This is a genomic window from Microbacterium proteolyticum, assembly GCF_014192415.1.
Taxonomy (GTDB): Bacteria; Actinomycetota; Actinomycetes; order Actinomycetales; family Microbacteriaceae; genus Microbacterium; species Microbacterium proteolyticum.
In genome coordinates, this window is the sequence record NZ_JACHXY010000001.1 from 320,573 (window position 1) to 335,611 (window position 15,039).

Sequence of the window (15,039 nt, forward strand, 5' to 3'; positions counted from 1 at the left end):
TCACATCCGTTCCGGAGCGCTGACGCCGAGCAGCGTCAGACCGTTGCGCAATACCTGGCCGGTGGCGTCGTTGAGCCACAGGCGCGTGCGGTGCACCGGCTCGACGGGCGCGTCGCCGAGCGGGATGACGCGGCAGTTGTCGTACCAGCGGTGGTACAGCCCCGCGAGCTCTTCGAGGTAGCGCGCGACGCGGTGCGGCTCGCGCACCTCCGCCGCGAACGCGATGATGCGGGGGAACTCCTGCAGGGCACCCAGCAGGGCGGACTCGGTCTCGTGGTCGAGCAGCTCGGGAGCGAACTCCGAACGGTCGACCCCGGATGCCGCGGCGTTGCGCGCGACGTTGTGGGTACGCGCGTGGGCGTACTGCACGTAGAAGACGGGGTTGTCGTTCGTGCGCTTCTGCAGCACGTCGAGGTCGATGTCGAGGTTCGAGTCGGCGGAGCTCCGCGTGAGGGCGTAACGGGCGGCATCGACGCCGACGATCTCGACGAGATCCTCGAGGGTGACCACGGTGCCGGCGCGCTTGGACATGCGCATGGGCTGCCCGTCGCGAACGAGGTTGACCATCTGGCCGATGAGCACCTGGAGGTTGACGTGCGGCTCGTCGCCGAAGGCGGCGCACATCGCCATGAGGCGCTGGACGTACCCGTGGTGGTCGGCGCCGAGCATGATGATGCAGCGGTTGAAGCCGCGCTCGCGCTTGTCGAGGTAGTAGGCCAGGTCGCCCGAGATGTAGGCGGGCTGCCCGTCGGACTTGATGATGACGCGGTCTTTGTCGTCGCCGAACTCGGTCGAGCGAAGCCACGTCGCCCCGTCGGCCTCGAAGATGTGGCCGAGCTCGCGCAAGCGCGCGACGGCCCGGTCGACGGCGCCCGAATCGTGCAGGTCGTTCTCGTGGAAATAGACGTCGAAGTCCACGCCGAACTCGTGCAGCGACTGCTTGATCTCGCTGAACATGAGGGTCACGCCGAGCTCGCGGAACGCCTCTTGTTTGGCATCCGGATCGAGGGCGTCGATGTCGCCGTCGTACTGCTCGGTGACGCGCGCGGCGATGTCATGGATGTACGCGCCGCCGTAGCCGTCTTCGGGCGTGGGGTCGCCCTGATGGGCGGCCACGAGGCTGCGGGCGAAGCGATCGATCTGCGCGCCGTGATCATTGAAGTAGTACTCGCGCGTCACCTTCGCGCCCTGCGACGACAGGATGCGCGCGAGGGCATCGCCCGCCGCCGCCCAGCGCGTGCCGCCGAGGTGGATGGGGCCGGTGGGATTGGCGCTGACGAATTCGAGGTTGATGATCTCGTCGGCGCGCGAGTCGTTGCGGCCGAAGGCGGCGCCCCGGTCGACGATCGTCTTCGCGAGAGCACCCGCCGCCGCGGCATCCAGGCGGATGTTGATGAAGCCGGGACCGGCCACCTCGACACGGGCGATGCCGTCGACCGCCTCGAGGCCCGCAGCGATCTCGGCCGCGAACTCGCGGGGGTTCGCACCGACGATCTTCGACAGCTTCAGGGCCGCGTTGGAGGCCCAGTCGCCGTGATCGCGGTTCTTCGGCCGCTCCAGGGGCAGGTCGGCGACCGTGATCCCCGCCGAGGACCCCTCTCGTCGGGCCTCCGCGAGCGGGGCGACGACGGCGAGCAGGGAAGCGGAGAGGGCAGCGGGATCCATAGCCCGTCAAGTCTAGGGCGCGACGCCTGGGTGGCTGTGTCAGCCGATCTGCACCAGGGCTTCGTGGTCGTCGGGGGTGGTGGCATCCGGGGCGTCACCCTCGAGCACCGCGTCGACGTGCATCCGCTCGAGCCCGACGTACCCGCCGTGGTAGCTGAGGAAGGCGCAGTCGGCGGCGTCCCGACCCGTGGCGATGCGCACCAGCGAGCGGCGGTCGGCGAGTCGCGTGGCGTCCACGACATACCAGGCGCCGTCGATGTAGGCCTCGGCGACGGCATGGAAGTCCATGGGCGTGAGCCCCGGGGCGTAGCACGCGGCGTAACGCGCGGGCATGTCCATCGCGCGGAGAAGGGCGATGACCACGTGCGCGTAGTCACGGCAGACGCCCTGCCCGGTCATCAGTGTCGTCACGGCGCTGTCGGTGCCGAGGCTGAGCCCGGGAGTGTAGGTGACGGTGGACGCGACGAAACCCGACACCGCCGCGAGGAGATCTTCCCCCGCGAGGCCGCGGAACTGCCGACGCGCCTGGGCGAACACCTCGTCGGACTGGCAGTACCGGCTCGGGCGGAGGTACGTGATGGTCTCGAGATCGCTCGTTCGGGGGCTCTGCGACGGCCCCGACACCACCGCGTCGTACCGCACGGAGAGAGTCCCCTGCTCCCCCGAGAGGCGGTGCAGACGGCTACCCGACTGGTCGACGATCTCGGTCGGCGTGTACACGCGATCGCCCTGCGTGAAGGTCAGCTGTTCGTCGGCGACGGGCGCGCCCTGGGCCGCGGTGATCTGGAAGATGAGGTCGACGGACGTCCCCAGATCGAGGTCGAGTTCAGCGGTCACGCGGCGCGGCACCGGGTAATCCTCGCATGCTGTCGAAGGCCCTCGGACCACCGCCGACGAATCGACTCACCCGTCTTTCTCACCCGGTCCGGGAGACGCTCCCTGCGGGGGCTTCTTGTCGTCATTGCCGCCGGGGCCGCCGCTTCCCGGACCCTTGTCGCCGCCGCCGTTCGGTGGGGACCGGTCTTCGTCGCCGCCGCCGTTCTCCGGCTCCTCGGGCGTCGGTTCGCCCGTCGGCTCGGCGGTCTCGGTCGGTTCCGGTTCGCTGGTCTCGGTCGGTTCCGGCGCGGTGGTCTCGCTCGGTTCCGGCTCGAGGGTCTCCTCCGGTGGCGGCGACGACGGTGCAGGGGTGAGCGAGGTGAGGTCTGTTCGCACGGTGGCGATACGCGCCAGGATGCCGTCGGCCTCCGCCGCGGTGATCTCCCCCGCGTCGCGCCGCGCGATGACGTCGGCCTCGAGGGCATCGAGGCTCGCCAGCGCGGAGGCGTAGTCGCCCGACGATGCCTGCTCGGCGACGGTCTGCACGGACTGCTGCCAGGCGGTGGGAGCCGCGGCGGGCGGCGTGCAGGCGGCGAGGGCGACGGTCGCGGCGAGCAGGAGCGCCGCCGCCGGGGCGACACGACGGATCACGGCCCCACCTCCGTCCACAACTCATCCATGTGCTGATCGAGCGGCTGCGGGAGCGTCGGCAGATCGGGCCGGCCGGCGGCCCCCGAACTCGAGAGCGACACGGCGGCGACCACTGCCCCCACGGCGAGCACGACGGCCACGAGCGATGCCACCACGACGTTCTTCTTGGAACCGCGGCCGGGCGCCGACGCCCCGCCACGCGTCCCGGCCGCCGGAGCGCCGCCCGCGGAGGAACCGTGCGACTCGGCGCCGCCCGCCGGCGAGAGCACCTGCGTGCGGTCCGCGCCCGGCGACGAAGGGTGGCTGTCGGGCTGCGGCAGCACTCGCGTACGGCTGTCGCTCCCGTCGAAGGACTGCGTCGGAGCCGTCGCGTGCGGCAGGACCGCCGTGCGCGCCTCGACCGAGGTCGCCGATGCATCCGCGACGGTGCGCAGCGCCACGATCAGGCCCGCGGCATCCGGTCTCTCCGTCGGTTCGAGGGCGGTCATGCGCTGCAGCACCTGTCGCCACCTCGGCGGAACGTTCGCGGGGATCTCCGGCGTGGAGACGAGCCGCGCCGCGAGCGCCTCATGGGGCGTGCGCGACCCGAACGGCCGCGAGCCGGTTATCGCCTCGAGCAGCACGAGCCCGAGCGAGTACACGTCGCTCGCCGGGGCGGCAGGCAGGCCGCGCGCCTGCTCCGGGCTGAGGTAGGCGGCGGTGCCGATGACGGTATCCGCCCGGGTGACACGGGTGGCGCCCACCAGGGCCGCGATGCCGAAGTCGGCGAGGGTCGCCCGCGGCGTTTCACCGACGTGGGCGGCGGGGCGGATGAGGATGTTCGACGGCTTGACGTCGCGGTGGACGATCCCGCGCGCGTGGATGACGGCGAAGGCCTCGGCGATCTCACGGCCGACGACGGCGACCTCGTGCGCGGGCAGCGGGCCACGCGCGATGCGGTCCGACAGCGTGGGACCCGAGATCAGCTCCATCACCAGATAGGCCGGGCTCCCAGCGAGCCTCGCGTCGTAGAGGGTGACCAGAGACGGGTGCGACACCGACGCCAGCAGGCGGATCTCCGACCGGACGCGCGAGACATCCGAGGGGTCGGCGCCGTCGCCGTCGATGATCTTCAGAGCGACGCTCCGCTCCAGCGCCGTGTCGACGGCTTCATGCACGCGCGCGTAGCCACCGCGGCCGAGAAGTCGGCCCACCCGGTAGCGCCCATCGAACAACCCACCGTCGACGGGATCGGCGACGGTGGGCGTCGGCTCGTTCATGATCCTGCCCCGGGGTGCGTCCCCGAGCGCATCAGACGAGGTCGTCGTTCGAGGATCGCGTGGTCGAACGGGTGACCTGGGCGCCGCCCGCTCCCTCGGTGCGCGTGACCGTGTCGGTCTGGCGGCGCTTCATCAGCAGCACGATGCCGATCAGGAAGACGACGACGCCGGCGCCCATCATGATGTAGCCGATCATGCTCAAGCTGACGTATTCGTTGGGAAGGTTCACCGCGAAGGCGAGGATGGCCCCGATGACGAACAGGGCGATGCCGGCTCCGATGCTCATGTCAGACCCCTTTCGAAGGAGTTCCCAGCATGGCAAGGACCGACCTTCACCGGTCATCCTCTTGACAACGCCTGTCAAGACGGGTGCGACTGCCCCACACGGGGTGTGACATGGATGCCATGAGCCAGAACGATGTGACCACCCGATCCAACCGCGGGCAGTGGGAGAACACGGTCGAGGGCCGCCCCGAGCTGTCGGCCAGCTTCCCGAGCAAGCAGGAGGCGGTCGACCAGGGGCGTGCCACGGCCGACGAACTCGGTTCCGCGCACATCGTCGAGGATGCCGAGCCGACCGGGGCGGTCACCGACGAGGGGTGACCCCGGCGGAAACGACGAAGAGGCCGCGATGGGACATCGCGGCCTCTTCGTGGTGGTGCCCCCGACTGGAATCGAACCAGCGACCTTTGGTACCGGAAACCCTATGAGGCCCCCGGAACGACAAGGCTGATGCGTCGAACCCGCGGAATCCTGCGGGAGTAGAACGTGTCTCGATTATTTGAGTCAGGCCCGATTCCCGACGAGTGTTGTCAGATTGTTGTCACGCGGGAGGCGTCTGACCCGACGGTCGGCCAGTAGCCGGCTGTGGGTCGACCAGCGACGGCGTACGCCTCACAGGCTGCCTCGACGGGGCACGACGCGCAGATCCTCGCCATCGTCGCTACGTCGTCCCCTGATGGGCGATCGTCGGTGTAGGTGTCCACACCGTCACAAGACGGCGTGACGTCGCGGAGAGCATCCCGGAGGGCCGCGAACTCCCGAGCGCCGCGCATCGGGGCGACGTTCGCCAGCGGATCACAGTCAGGTGCCGGCTGCGGTCGGGGTGCCGCTGTGCGACGCGGTGCGCCCGCCTGACGCCGTTTCATAACTCGCGGCGGCACCGATGCCATCACGGCCCCCGAAGCGTCCTGGAGGCGGTCCCGGGCGATCCTCGCCTGATGCACCGGATCGGCCTGCATGCGCTCGCGCCAGAACGCCAACAGGACATCCTCGCGGACCATCCGCCGGCCCTCGACCAGAGCGAACGACAGGCCCATGCGCCGCCATCGCTTCACCGTCTCAGGGTGCGATCGCACACGTTCCGCAGCTTGCGCGTACGTCAGCCAGCGAAGCAAGCGCAATCCCCAGCCTGCTCGTCAGCCGAATGGCGGTGAGGCCGGATCCATCATGTCGGGGTCGACTAGCTGCACCCGGAACGGGATCTGCGCCTGCACTGTTCCGTTAATGCTCACGTCGATCACGTATCGCCCCGGACTAGGCACTCCTGCGTTTTCGAGGGGCACCGCGATGGAGGCTGAGGCGGGGGCGTCACTGTCGACCGAAAAGACGTCTACCGACCCCTCCACCTCGAACACCACTTCGTCGTCTTCGCCCTTGCAGGCCGCGCCGAACGTGACCGTTTCCCGGTGTCCCGCGGGGAACTGGAAGTAGAAGGTTAGTCCCAGACGCGCGGCGAGTGGAGCGGGAAAACTGGGGCGCAGAAGCGTGGTGATCCCGCCACCGAGGACGTGCAGAAGGTTGTCGCGCACGGTGACGGCATCTGCCAGCACGGCAGTGAGAAGCGTCGGGTTCATACGTTGAAGTACATCGAGGCGCGTGCACGGCCAGACGCACTTGACGACGCGGCCGCGGTGTTTCGCACGGAGGCCACAGCACGGTTAACACCACAGTTCGCCTGGACCTCGAACGATGGATCGCCCAAGTCCGTCATCGAGTTCGTGTCGATGTGCAGGAACGCGTACCCGGAGCGCGCATCGATCTCGGCGACGTACGCGCGAGCCTGAACTTCGTCCTCGCGCTCGACGGCGGTCACGATCTGGCCGACGTGGAGGGGCGCGCTCGCCTTGTCGCAACGCACCGGGGTAAGCCCGTGTGCGTCGCGCGAGTTCAGATCAACCTCAACTGTTGCGCGGCTCATGCTGCCCGTCCTTTTTTCCACCCCGGATTACGCATCCGGCCGTGCTCTACAAGAGATGCTAGTGCTGAAATGTTTGGCATCGCCTGGAAAGGAGCCTCCCCCACCAGGTAGTGCCGCTTCACTGTCGGCACGGGGTCGCTCACGAGGTCTAGGCCCGCGTCACGCAACTGACTCCCGAGCATGACAGCTATCGTCTTGCCGTTCAAGGTCGATTCACCCGCTATGCGCGCGACAGCTTCCTCGAACGTTTCGCCATCCTCGCACCGGCCCGCGACGACAGATACGCCATATCGCGGCGGGTGAGTCCCATCTCGCGTGTCGATGACGTGCGTCTGCTCTGCGTTCGCAGTCAGCCCCTCCTCCGAGAACGGACTGAATCGCACGACAACCTCGCTGCCATCGCACGAAAGATTCACCCGAACAATGTAATCCCTCGCCACCCGGCATCCGCGAAATGCGCGACGGCCGGACGTGCTAAAGCGGCTTCACCATGAGAGTTGGCGCGTCCACGTCGAACGAGGTCTGGACAGAGCAGGACACCACGATGAGCACAACGACCTCGACGGGCCCGGGACGGATTGCCGCGAGCGTGCCGAACCTCATGCTCACCCCGTTCGTAACGGACGCCGCGAGACGAGCAGACGCACCCGCCGAGCTGCCCGGGATCGTCACACCCGTCGCAGCATCCCGAACGGCCATCCGCAGCGAGATGGCCGCGGAGCCGGACCCGAGCAGCGTCATCCTCGCGTGACCCGTCACCACCTCTACGAGAGCCGAGCCGGTCGACGTGAACGTGAGAGCCGTCCCCGTCTCGTATACACGCTCCACACCATCGCCGGGGACGGTCATCGACCACGATGAACCCGGATCCGTGGCTCTCGTCGTCCTGGCTCCGATGTAGTCGACCATCCCCGACAAGTTCCCCACGATGCCGGCGCGCTGTGTGCCCGATGGTCGGTTCAGGCGTGAAATCTCCGCCCGCAGCTCCGCGAGCCGATCCGCCAGGCTTTCCAGCCCCGGGCGGGGAGGAACCGGATCAGCCACGATCGCCACCGTCCCCACGCTTCGCCGGCCGCGCCAGCTTCGACACGTTCGCCGGGAGAGGCGGTGCACCAGCGGGTGCCGGCGGTGCAGCCTCGGCGCTCTCCGTGGCCTTGCGCGCCTCGATCTGGGCGGACCGCAGCTCGAACCGCATGCGCACCACGGGCGTGAGCCCGAGCTGGCCCAGGATCGACGTCAGACGCCCAATGATCCGAAGTACCAGGGCGTCATCCCCGAGGTAGTCGGCATAATCCAGATCCTCCGCGAGCAGCCGCCCCAGGGCTACCAGGGCACCATCCGAGGGCTTGAACCACTTCGCGGCCGACACCGACGCCTCATACGCGTCACGATGCGTCCGAGGGGCGTGAGCCACCGCATCGGCACGATCAGCGCGTAGACGAGCGTCACGCTCCGCCGCGATCTCAGCCCTCTTCGCAGCCGCCCAGATCCGCTTAGATTCGCGGCGTTCCTCCTCCGTCTGAGCCATCACACACCCCCCAAAATCTCGTCTACGTCGACAGCGCTCACTTTGCACCCGCTCGCGGTGGGGGAAACCGAAGCCGGTGGATCGGAAGTCTCGTCGGGTCGCCAGAGATTCGGACACCCCTCCCCCTTCTCATGTCGTCGGGGTGCCGCGGGCGTGCTCGCTCCGCTGTCACGCGTCCGTCTGGCGGGCTGTCGCGTCGCCCGTGTCGGGATACCGCGTCGGGTGTTCGTCGTCGTCTCCATCGCTCTCTCCTCGTTCTTCGTCGTTCTTGGTGTCGTCGTGGTCGTGGTCGTGGTGTTCATGCCTCGTGACCTCTCACCCCTCGCGACCCTGCGTTCCCGATCTCTCCCGCGTTTCGAGATGCTGCGGTGTCGCCGCGTGCTGCGTCGGTGCTTTCGTGCTCGGTGCTGTGTGCCGATCTCCGGGGCGTTGCGGTGCTCCACCGAGGTCGAGTGCCGCCCTGTCCTGCGCTGTCGCCTGGGGTCCGCGCGCCGTGCGGTGCTGTCTGCTCCGTCGGACCGCGAATGCCCGCCCTGCCGCCGGTCGATCGCGTCGAGCTTGCGAACGCTGACCGGCCTCGCCCCCGGCTCTCTCGCCCGTGACTCCGGATGCCGTGCCCCGGGTTGAGGTGCCCCGGTTCTGGGGACCATGCCCCGGGATGCAGAAAGGGGCCGGCGGGAGAAATCGCCGGCCCCTTCTGGGCGGAGTGGGGACTGGAACCCTCCTCCGCCATCCACAGCAGACAGGAGACGTCTGCGGACCCGTCCCGGTGGTGGATCTCAGGCACCGTGGGACGGGAGTCTGTTACGTGGCGGGCGTCAGGTCGAAGCGGCAGAACGCGTTCGGGCGTCCGACCTTCAGCGTGTAGCGGCCCTCGACGCGGAGGCGGAACTGGTTCTTCGTGAAGAGCTCGCCGGCGGTGTCGATGTCGACGCGGTCCGTCTCGCGGGTCACGAGTTCGAGGGTGCTGAAGTCGCCGACCAGGCCCGTTCCGAGCGCGATCGCCGTCGAGGTGACGACGGGCAGATCGTGGAGGAGGTGCTTCGCGCCTTCCTCCGCCTCGTTGGCCGGGTTCTTCGCGATGCGGGCGAGGGTGATGTTCTCCCAGTCGGTCGGGTTCAGAACGTAGCCGGTGGCGGGGGTGCCGCCGATCTCGTCTGCCTTCGTCTTCGCCTTCAGGCTCGTCTCCAGGCGGTAATCGAGGCCGGCGATGCTGGTGCTGCGCGCCTGGGTCTGGATGCCCGACGTCTGGAGAATGCCGGTGAAGTTCTCGCCCGAGCCGTTGCCCGACACCACCAGATCCTCGACGGCGGTGATGACGGCTTCACCGAGCTGCACCCGGAGAATGTCCGTCAGCCCGCGGAAGTCCGTCAGGTAGCGGATCGGCAGCGGCTCGGACAGGATCGCGACGGTGCGCAGGCGGTCCTCGACGTCGGTGAAGGTGGCGATGCCGGTCGGCTTCAGCGCACCGTCTGCGACCGCCGCGGCACCGGTCGGGCGCTGCGTCTGGCGGAGGTACTGGATCGCGTTACCGTTACCGTCGGCAGGGCGGTCGCGGCCCACGATGAGATCGAGGACGGTGTGCGGGCGGGCGGGGATCTCGCCCGGGTCGCCGATGACGGCCGGCACGTCGACCGTGCCGGAAGTGAGGGCCTTCGCACCGCCCGAGCTGGCGACGGCGCGCAGGATCTCGTCGGTCGACTTGGCCCACGACGCCGAGCGTGCCGCCTTGTAGCCCCGGCTGGGGGCTTTCGACTTCGTTCCGGCGAACTCGCCGTTCAGCGCGTCGAGAGCGTTCTTCACGGCCGTCGAACCGTCGGCCGCTTCGAGCTGCGAGCGCAGGCCCTTGACGGTCTTCAGGTGAGTGTCGGCGTCGGAGATCTCCTGCTCCGTCATCTCGCGGCCAGCCTTCTCGGCGGTGGCGACGATTGCCTTCGCCTTGTCCAGCTCGGCGCGGATCTGTTCCTTCATGTTCACGTGCGTTCCTTCGTTCGTTGATCGGGTCGACCAGGGGCCGGTGATGCGGTCCGAACGATTCCAGTCGTTGTGGTGAGCATAATGCTCAGTTGTCGTCGCGAGTCAAGCTCAATGTGCGCGGCGTGTCGGCAGTCGACCGGCGAGTGCTTCGGCCGTCGCGACGTCCGTCCCCACCTCTGCTATCCGCGCCAGGAGCGCGTCGACCGTCACGTTCGCGTCGTGCCGCCATATCCACTCCGCGGCGGCGAGACGGTTCAGCTCCGCGATCTCGTCGGCCGCGCGGATCGCCCCGTTCTCATCGGCCAGGTGCTCGGGTCGCCGCGCGGGCGGGCCGAACGGGCTGCGGCTGATCACGGCGCGTCCTCGCGGCACGGGCAGATGCACGGGATCAGCTCGTCGTCGTCGGTGATATCCGCGAACTCGGCACAGACCCTGTGCTTGCCGTCGCGACACTCCGGGCATTTCGCCGCACGTGCCACGCGCCCATCTGCGGCGATGGAAGCGCCCTCGGCACCGCTGACCAGCCCGGGGCCGTCCTGCGCGCGCTGTGGCCGCAGCAGACCGCGACCGTCCACCACCGCCGGATCCCCTCCGGGGCCGCGGGACACGACGCTCACGCCGGCCGGCAGGACCGGGTTGACCTCGGCGCTCACGGCTGCTCCTTGGCTGCGAGCGCGAGCTGTTCGGCGAGCATATTCCGGGCGACTTCGTGTGTTGTATCGCCGTACTGGTGAAACAAGCCGAGAGCGGCTTCGCCAGCGAGAACCGCGATCAGAGCTTCCCGAGCGGCCGGATTCTCGTCGTCATCCGCCGCGTCGAGGTTCGTGATGACCATCTCGGAGTCGCCGGTCAGGACACCGCAGATGACCCCGAGCGCTCGGGCGCGATCGGTGGCGGTGACCTCGCCCATGGTCGGCGGGTTGGTGCGGTCGTTGTTGTCGAAGGTCATGATCTTTCTCTCTCTGCGAGCGAGGCCCGCGCGTACTTTCGGTCGCCTTCTCGGTGACCACGGATGAATTCGGTCTTGCTACAGACGGCCCGCTATCGGAGCCGGCCGTTCGTGCATCTCTTCGTCATCAGCCAGCGTCGGCGGGAGCCGGCGCAACGTCCGGCAGATGATCGACGCGATGTTGCGGGTCGCGTCGACCTCGGGGCTCCCCCCTCCGCCCCCCATCCGGGGGGAACCGTCACCGCAAGCGGCGACGGACACCATTTCGTCTCGGTTTCTTCGAGCACACACAGCGAGCGAAGCGAGCGGCAAGCGCTCGGGAGAGCGCGCATAGCCGCGGTAGAGCGGCCTCCGTGAGTAGTTCTTTCTTCTGGACCACTGGGTAGGCCTCTGGACCAGCGGAGTTATGGCATACCCAGTGGTCCATAACTCGGCGTTCGAGTGGCCTACCCAGTGGTCCATAACTGCGGTGCGATCTGATAGCGGGTGGAGCTTCGCGGGCCACCCTCCTGAACCACTCGTATGACCCCGTTCCGCACGAGCGCCGGGAGTTGCTTCTGCACTCCGGACCGTTGCATCCCGGACTCGTTTGCGATGGTGCGCTCGGCCGGGAACGTGATGCCGTCGGCGTCAGCGTGATCGATGAGGACGATGAGAACGAGTCGTTCGCCAGCGGTGAGTCCGAGGCCCGTGAGGCGTCCACTGCGAAGAACCCCGCGTGTGGAGAGTTGCGTCGCCGACACACCGTCACGCCCCCCGCCCGCGGCGTAGTTCGATCAGCGCGAGATCCCGTCGGCCGGCGGCGAGCTGTTCCCAGCACCGAGCTAGGGCGCTGTTCACGATGATCACGGAGCGGTCACCACGTGCGACCGAGCGGTTAAGATCGGTCCGGAGATTCGTCGTCTCTTGGGGGGCCGTCTGCACATCGTGCGGGCGGCCTTCGTGCGTCACGAGGCCACCGCCGTGGACGTGCGCTCCGAGCCTTCGACCCACGCGATGACGTCGGCACGGCGGTAGAGGATCTTGCGCGGCGTCGGGCGCAGGAACTTCGGTCCGCCGCCCTTGAACCGCAACTGCGCAAGACCCGCCTTCGAGATTCCCGGAATCAGCTCCAGCACCTGGTCAGGTGTCAGGTAGTCACTCATGCCCTACTCCTTTTCGTTGTTTGCAATCACTTGGAACAGTTGTAACACGGGAATTGTGTAGCCGGTCACTCCAGAACGCACTAATGTTGCGAACATGAGCGAAACGACCCCCGGAGCGACGACGAACGATGTGTTCGCGGCGTGGATCAAGCGAGGCCGCACGTCTGCGGGACTGTCGCAAGAAGACCTCGCCCGACGCATGCGCGATCGCGGCCACGAGTTCGTCCAGCAGACGATCGCCCGGATCGAAAGCCGGAACCGTCGGGTCAGCCTCGGCGAGGCGGTTGCCCTGGCCGACGCGCTCGACCTGAACCTGGCGCTCTTCGCCGAGCACGATCCCGCATCGCGCGCCTCCATGCGGATGCAGATCGAGCGCCAGACGAAGACGGTCCTCGCCTCACTGATCGAGATGAGCCAGCGCGTCGCCGATGCCCGTAACGCCCTCGCCGAGCTGCGGGCGCTCGCGGCCGAGTTCGACGCATCCGCCGGGGATGACGTCGAAGAGTGGTTCGGCGAACGCCAGACCGCAACGCAGGCCCTCGCCGCGCTGTTCGAGTACGACGACCTGGACGGCCTCGCCTGGGCCTGGAACAACTTCGTCGCCGACCGCCCCGGACACGCGCTGCTACGGCGTTTCGGCCTGATCCCCGCGAGCGAGCTGCCAATCCCCGGCTACGACAAGACCGAAGACGCGGAATTCTGATGGGATCCGTCCACGCCTACGCGACGGCCGCGGGCGAACGGCGCTACCGCATCGCGTTCCGGCGTCCTGACAACACGCAGACCTCGGAGCGAGGGTTCCGCACGAAAAAGGACGCTGAGCTTCGGCTAGCCGAGGTCGAGGTGGCAAAGGCTCGCGGCGAGCACGTCGATCCGTCGACGGCCCGGATCACGGTCGAACGCCTCGGCGTCGAGTGGCTGGCATCCCGTGAGAACGTGCTGAAGCCGTCGGCGTACAGCTCTCTCGCCTCGACGTGGGACAAGCACGTGCGGCCGAAGTGGGGGGACCGCTCGATCGGGTCGATCCGTCACAGCGAGGTCGGGGCCTGGATGGGCGAGTTGGCCGCGCACGAGACGCGCAAGGCCACCGACGGGGTTCCGGCGAAGCTGGCGAGCGCCACCACGATTCGGCGCGCCCACGGGCTCCTCGCGGCCATCCTCGACGTCGCGGTTCACGACCGGCGCATCTCCCGCAACGTCGCCCGCGGGGTGGCGCTCCCAGCGAAGTCACGCGCCATGACGCGGCGGTACCTGTCACACGCTCAGGTGCAGCTCCTCGCGGACGAAGCGCGGCATCCCACGCTCGTGATGTTCCTCGCGTACACGGGCCTCCGATGGGGCGAGGCGACCGCTCTGCGCGTCCGACACATCGACGCCCTCCGGCGGCGCGTCAGCGTCGAGGAGAACGCCGTGCTCGTCTCGCACGAGATCCACGTGGGTACGCCGAAGACGCACCGGTCCCGGTCGGTGCCCTTCCCCGCGTTCCTGTCGCTCCCGATTGCCCAGCTCGCCGAGGGCAAGAGCCGTGACGCGCTGCTGTTCGGCGATGGACGCGAGCACGTGCGTCTGCCGGCGTCGCGGAACGGATGGTTCACCGCCGCGGTGAAAGCCGCCCAGGCGATCGACGTCGATATGCCGCGCATCACGCCCCACGACCTCCGACACACTGCCGCGTCGCTCGCCGTGTCGTCGGGCGCGAACGTGAAAGCGGTCCAGAGAATGTTGGGCCACGCGTCGGCTGCGATGACTCTGGACGTGTACGCCGACCTCTTTGACGACGATCTGGACGCCGTTGCGACCGCTCTCGATGAGGCGAAGCGGGCTGCGGTTGTTGTCAATCCGTTGTCACGAGAAAGGGACCGCCTGGCCTGATGGCCCTGCGATCCCTTGTCCCGATTGGTGCCCCCGACTGGAATCGAACCAGCGACCTTTGGTACCGGAAACCAACGCTCTATCCCCTGAGCTACGGAGGCGGACGTGTCCAGGTTATCACCGCGGCGCGACGGGCCCCGACGCCGCGGGGCGGCGCCGAACACACCGACGGTCGCCCCACGGCATCCGGATCACTCGTCGCCGACCACGCCGATGCCGGTGGCCTGGTGGTCGGCGTTCGGGTCGTCCTTCGTGGGAGCCTTCGACGCCTCTTCGGGGTCGTTCTCCTGACTCGGGCGGACCGTGGGGTCGTCGCCGAGGTCTGCGGCGCCGTCGGCCGGTGTCTCTTCGGGGGCGGAGTTCTGGGGGTCGCTCATGGGGTGTCCCTTCGTCGCGTGAAGTCCCAGCCTGACAAGGCGATGCCCCCGGATGGAGCGGCTTGACCGTGGGGCCCCGCGGGGCCTATCGACCGAGTATCGCTCGCAGGCGACGCGCCAGGGGCTGCGTCAGGATCACGTGACGCCCGTTCACGTCGAGGGTGAGGGTCGAGCCTCCCCATCCCCGCCCGCGCGCCGGCCGCGCGTCGCCGCGGACGTACACCTCGGCGATGTCGACATAGGCGGCGAGCAGCTGCGCGCTCTGGTCCTTCGACGAGTTCGCATCGACCAACTGCAGGCGGTGGCCCGTGTCGGTCTCGACCGAGAACCACCGGGATCCGGGCGTGGACACGAGCGCCCACCGGTCACCCCGTTCGAACCGCGCCCACGCCGCGCCGCTTGTCATAGCCGTGGTCACCGCCAGATCGGCCTGGGCGATGCAGAGCACCTCGAGCATGGCGAGGGCTTCGGCTGCGGTGACGTAATCGCCGCGGTCGGCGCCCAACCCGCCCCACTCGAACCTGCGCTCACTCATCGCGCCACCGCCCCTGCCCTCGTCCTCCCCAGAGGGTAACCCCGGGCTGGCGTGCCGGCTCCGCG

At 68.5% G+C, this 15,039-nt stretch carries 21 protein-coding genes and 1 tRNA gene; 3 read left to right on the plus strand and 19 right to left on the minus strand.

The annotated features are described in order from the left end of the window. From argS to FHS07_RS01555, 5 genes are read right to left on the minus strand one after another with little or no spacing between them, the layout of a single operon-like run. A complete protein-coding gene (gene argS / locus FHS07_RS01535; protein WP_183418154.1) occupies positions 1-1,665 on the minus strand; it encodes an arginine--tRNA ligase in 1,665 nt (554 codons plus the stop codon). 39 nt (positions 1,666-1,704) lie between these two features. Further along, entirely contained in the window at positions 1,705-2,514 is an 810-nt protein-coding gene (locus FHS07_RS01540) for a transglutaminase domain-containing protein (protein ID WP_183418155.1), read from the minus strand. Positions 2,515-2,568: 54 nt separating this feature from the next. Continuing rightward, complete coding sequence (locus FHS07_RS01545) at positions 2,569-3,132, minus strand: hypothetical protein (RefSeq protein ID WP_183418156.1); 564 nt, start codon at positions 3,130-3,132, stop codon at positions 2,569-2,571. Beyond that, a complete protein-coding gene (locus FHS07_RS01550; protein WP_183418157.1) occupies positions 3,129-4,391 on the minus strand; it encodes a serine/threonine-protein kinase in 1,263 nt (420 codons plus the stop codon). The genes FHS07_RS01545 and FHS07_RS01550 overlap by 4 nt, the downstream gene beginning before the upstream one ends. Positions 4,392-4,422: 31 nt before the next feature. After that, a complete protein-coding gene (locus FHS07_RS01555; protein ID WP_183418158.1) occupies positions 4,423-4,677 on the minus strand; it encodes a DUF6458 family protein in 255 nt (84 codons plus the stop codon). Positions 4,678-4,796: 119 nt separating this feature from the next. Between FHS07_RS01555 and FHS07_RS01560 the strand changes: the two genes are divergently transcribed. Beyond that, positions 4,797-4,994, plus strand: a complete 198-nt coding sequence (locus FHS07_RS01560; protein ID WP_183418159.1) for a DUF2188 domain-containing protein — start codon at positions 4,797-4,799, stop codon at positions 4,992-4,994. Between the two features lie 209 nt (positions 4,995-5,203). Here the strand turns inward: FHS07_RS01560 and FHS07_RS16875 are convergent, their stop codons facing one another. From FHS07_RS16875 to FHS07_RS01615, 11 genes are all read right to left on the minus strand, one after another. Beyond that, complete coding sequence (locus FHS07_RS16875) at positions 5,204-5,710, minus strand: WhiB family transcriptional regulator (RefSeq protein ID WP_425488135.1); 507 nt, start codon at positions 5,708-5,710, stop codon at positions 5,204-5,206. Positions 5,711-5,809: 99 nt separating this feature from the next. Further along, a complete protein-coding gene (locus tag FHS07_RS01570) occupies positions 5,810-6,247 on the minus strand; it encodes a DUF6941 family protein (protein ID WP_183418161.1) in 438 nt (145 codons plus the stop codon). Further along, positions 6,244-6,591 carry a hypothetical protein gene (locus tag FHS07_RS01575; protein WP_183418162.1) on the minus strand — a complete coding sequence of 116 codons (348 nt, stop codon included), beginning with the start codon at positions 6,589-6,591 and terminating at the stop codon, positions 6,244-6,246. Before FHS07_RS01575 ends, FHS07_RS01570 begins: the two co-directional genes overlap by 4 nt. Before the next feature lie 474 nt (positions 6,592-7,065). Further along, positions 7,066-7,644 (minus strand): hypothetical protein, encoded by a 579-nt coding sequence (locus FHS07_RS01580; protein WP_183418163.1) that lies wholly within the window; start codon positions 7,642-7,644, stop codon positions 7,066-7,068. Continuing rightward, a complete protein-coding gene (locus tag FHS07_RS01585; RefSeq protein ID WP_425488136.1) occupies positions 7,628-8,119 on the minus strand; it encodes a terminase small subunit in 492 nt (163 codons plus the stop codon). Before FHS07_RS01585 ends, FHS07_RS01580 begins: the two co-directional genes overlap by 17 nt. An 804-nt stretch (positions 8,120-8,923) precedes the next feature. Then, entirely contained in the window at positions 8,924-10,090 is a 1,167-nt protein-coding gene (locus FHS07_RS01590; RefSeq protein ID WP_246383199.1) for a phage major capsid protein, read from the minus strand. Between the two features lie 114 nt (positions 10,091-10,204). Next, positions 10,205-10,450, minus strand: coding sequence for a hypothetical protein (locus FHS07_RS01595; RefSeq protein WP_183418166.1), 246 nt, complete (start codon positions 10,448-10,450; stop codon positions 10,205-10,207). Beyond that, a complete protein-coding gene (locus tag FHS07_RS01600) occupies positions 10,447-10,749 on the minus strand; it encodes a hypothetical protein (protein WP_183418167.1) in 303 nt (100 codons plus the stop codon). The genes FHS07_RS01595 and FHS07_RS01600 overlap by 4 nt, the downstream gene beginning before the upstream one ends. Beyond that, entirely contained in the window at positions 10,746-11,045 is a 300-nt protein-coding gene (locus tag FHS07_RS01605) for a hypothetical protein (RefSeq protein WP_183418168.1), read from the minus strand. The genes FHS07_RS01600 and FHS07_RS01605 overlap by 4 nt, the downstream gene beginning before the upstream one ends. Positions 11,046-11,491: 446 nt before the next feature. Further along, the gene (locus FHS07_RS16880) at positions 11,492-11,788 is read right to left on the minus strand and encodes a helix-turn-helix domain-containing protein (RefSeq protein ID WP_183418169.1); all 297 of its coding nucleotides are present in this window, start codon (positions 11,786-11,788) and stop codon (positions 11,492-11,494) included. A 204-nt stretch (positions 11,789-11,992) separates the two neighbouring features. Further along, positions 11,993-12,190, minus strand: coding sequence for a helix-turn-helix transcriptional regulator (locus tag FHS07_RS01615; protein ID WP_183418170.1), 198 nt, complete (start codon positions 12,188-12,190; stop codon positions 11,993-11,995). A 94-nt stretch (positions 12,191-12,284) separates the two neighbouring features. Between FHS07_RS01615 and FHS07_RS01620 the strand changes: the two genes are divergently transcribed. Together FHS07_RS01620 and FHS07_RS01625 are read left to right on the plus strand one after the other, a co-directional pair. Next, positions 12,285-12,893: a helix-turn-helix domain-containing protein gene (locus FHS07_RS01620; RefSeq protein WP_183418171.1), complete on the plus strand. Its 609-nt coding sequence runs from the start codon at positions 12,285-12,287 to the stop codon at positions 12,891-12,893. After that, entirely contained in the window at positions 12,893-14,062 is a 1,170-nt protein-coding gene (locus FHS07_RS01625) for a tyrosine-type recombinase/integrase (RefSeq protein WP_183418172.1), read from the plus strand. The genes FHS07_RS01620 and FHS07_RS01625 overlap by 1 nt, the downstream gene beginning before the upstream one ends. Positions 14,063-14,087: 25 nt before the next feature. Here the strand turns inward: FHS07_RS01625 and FHS07_RS01630 are convergent. From FHS07_RS01630 to FHS07_RS01640, 3 genes are all read right to left on the minus strand, one after another. Then, positions 14,088-14,163 (minus strand) — tRNA-Arg (locus FHS07_RS01630). Positions 14,164-14,253: 90 nt separating this feature from the next. After that, on the minus strand, positions 14,254-14,439 hold the full coding sequence (locus tag FHS07_RS01635) for a hypothetical protein (RefSeq protein WP_183418173.1): 186 nt from the start codon (positions 14,437-14,439) through the stop codon (positions 14,254-14,256). A gap of 85 nt (positions 14,440-14,524) precedes the next feature. Further along, on the minus strand, positions 14,525-14,974 hold the full coding sequence (locus FHS07_RS01640) for a hypothetical protein (protein ID WP_183418174.1): 450 nt from the start codon (positions 14,972-14,974) through the stop codon (positions 14,525-14,527). Positions 14,975-15,039 lie beyond the last annotated feature (65 nt).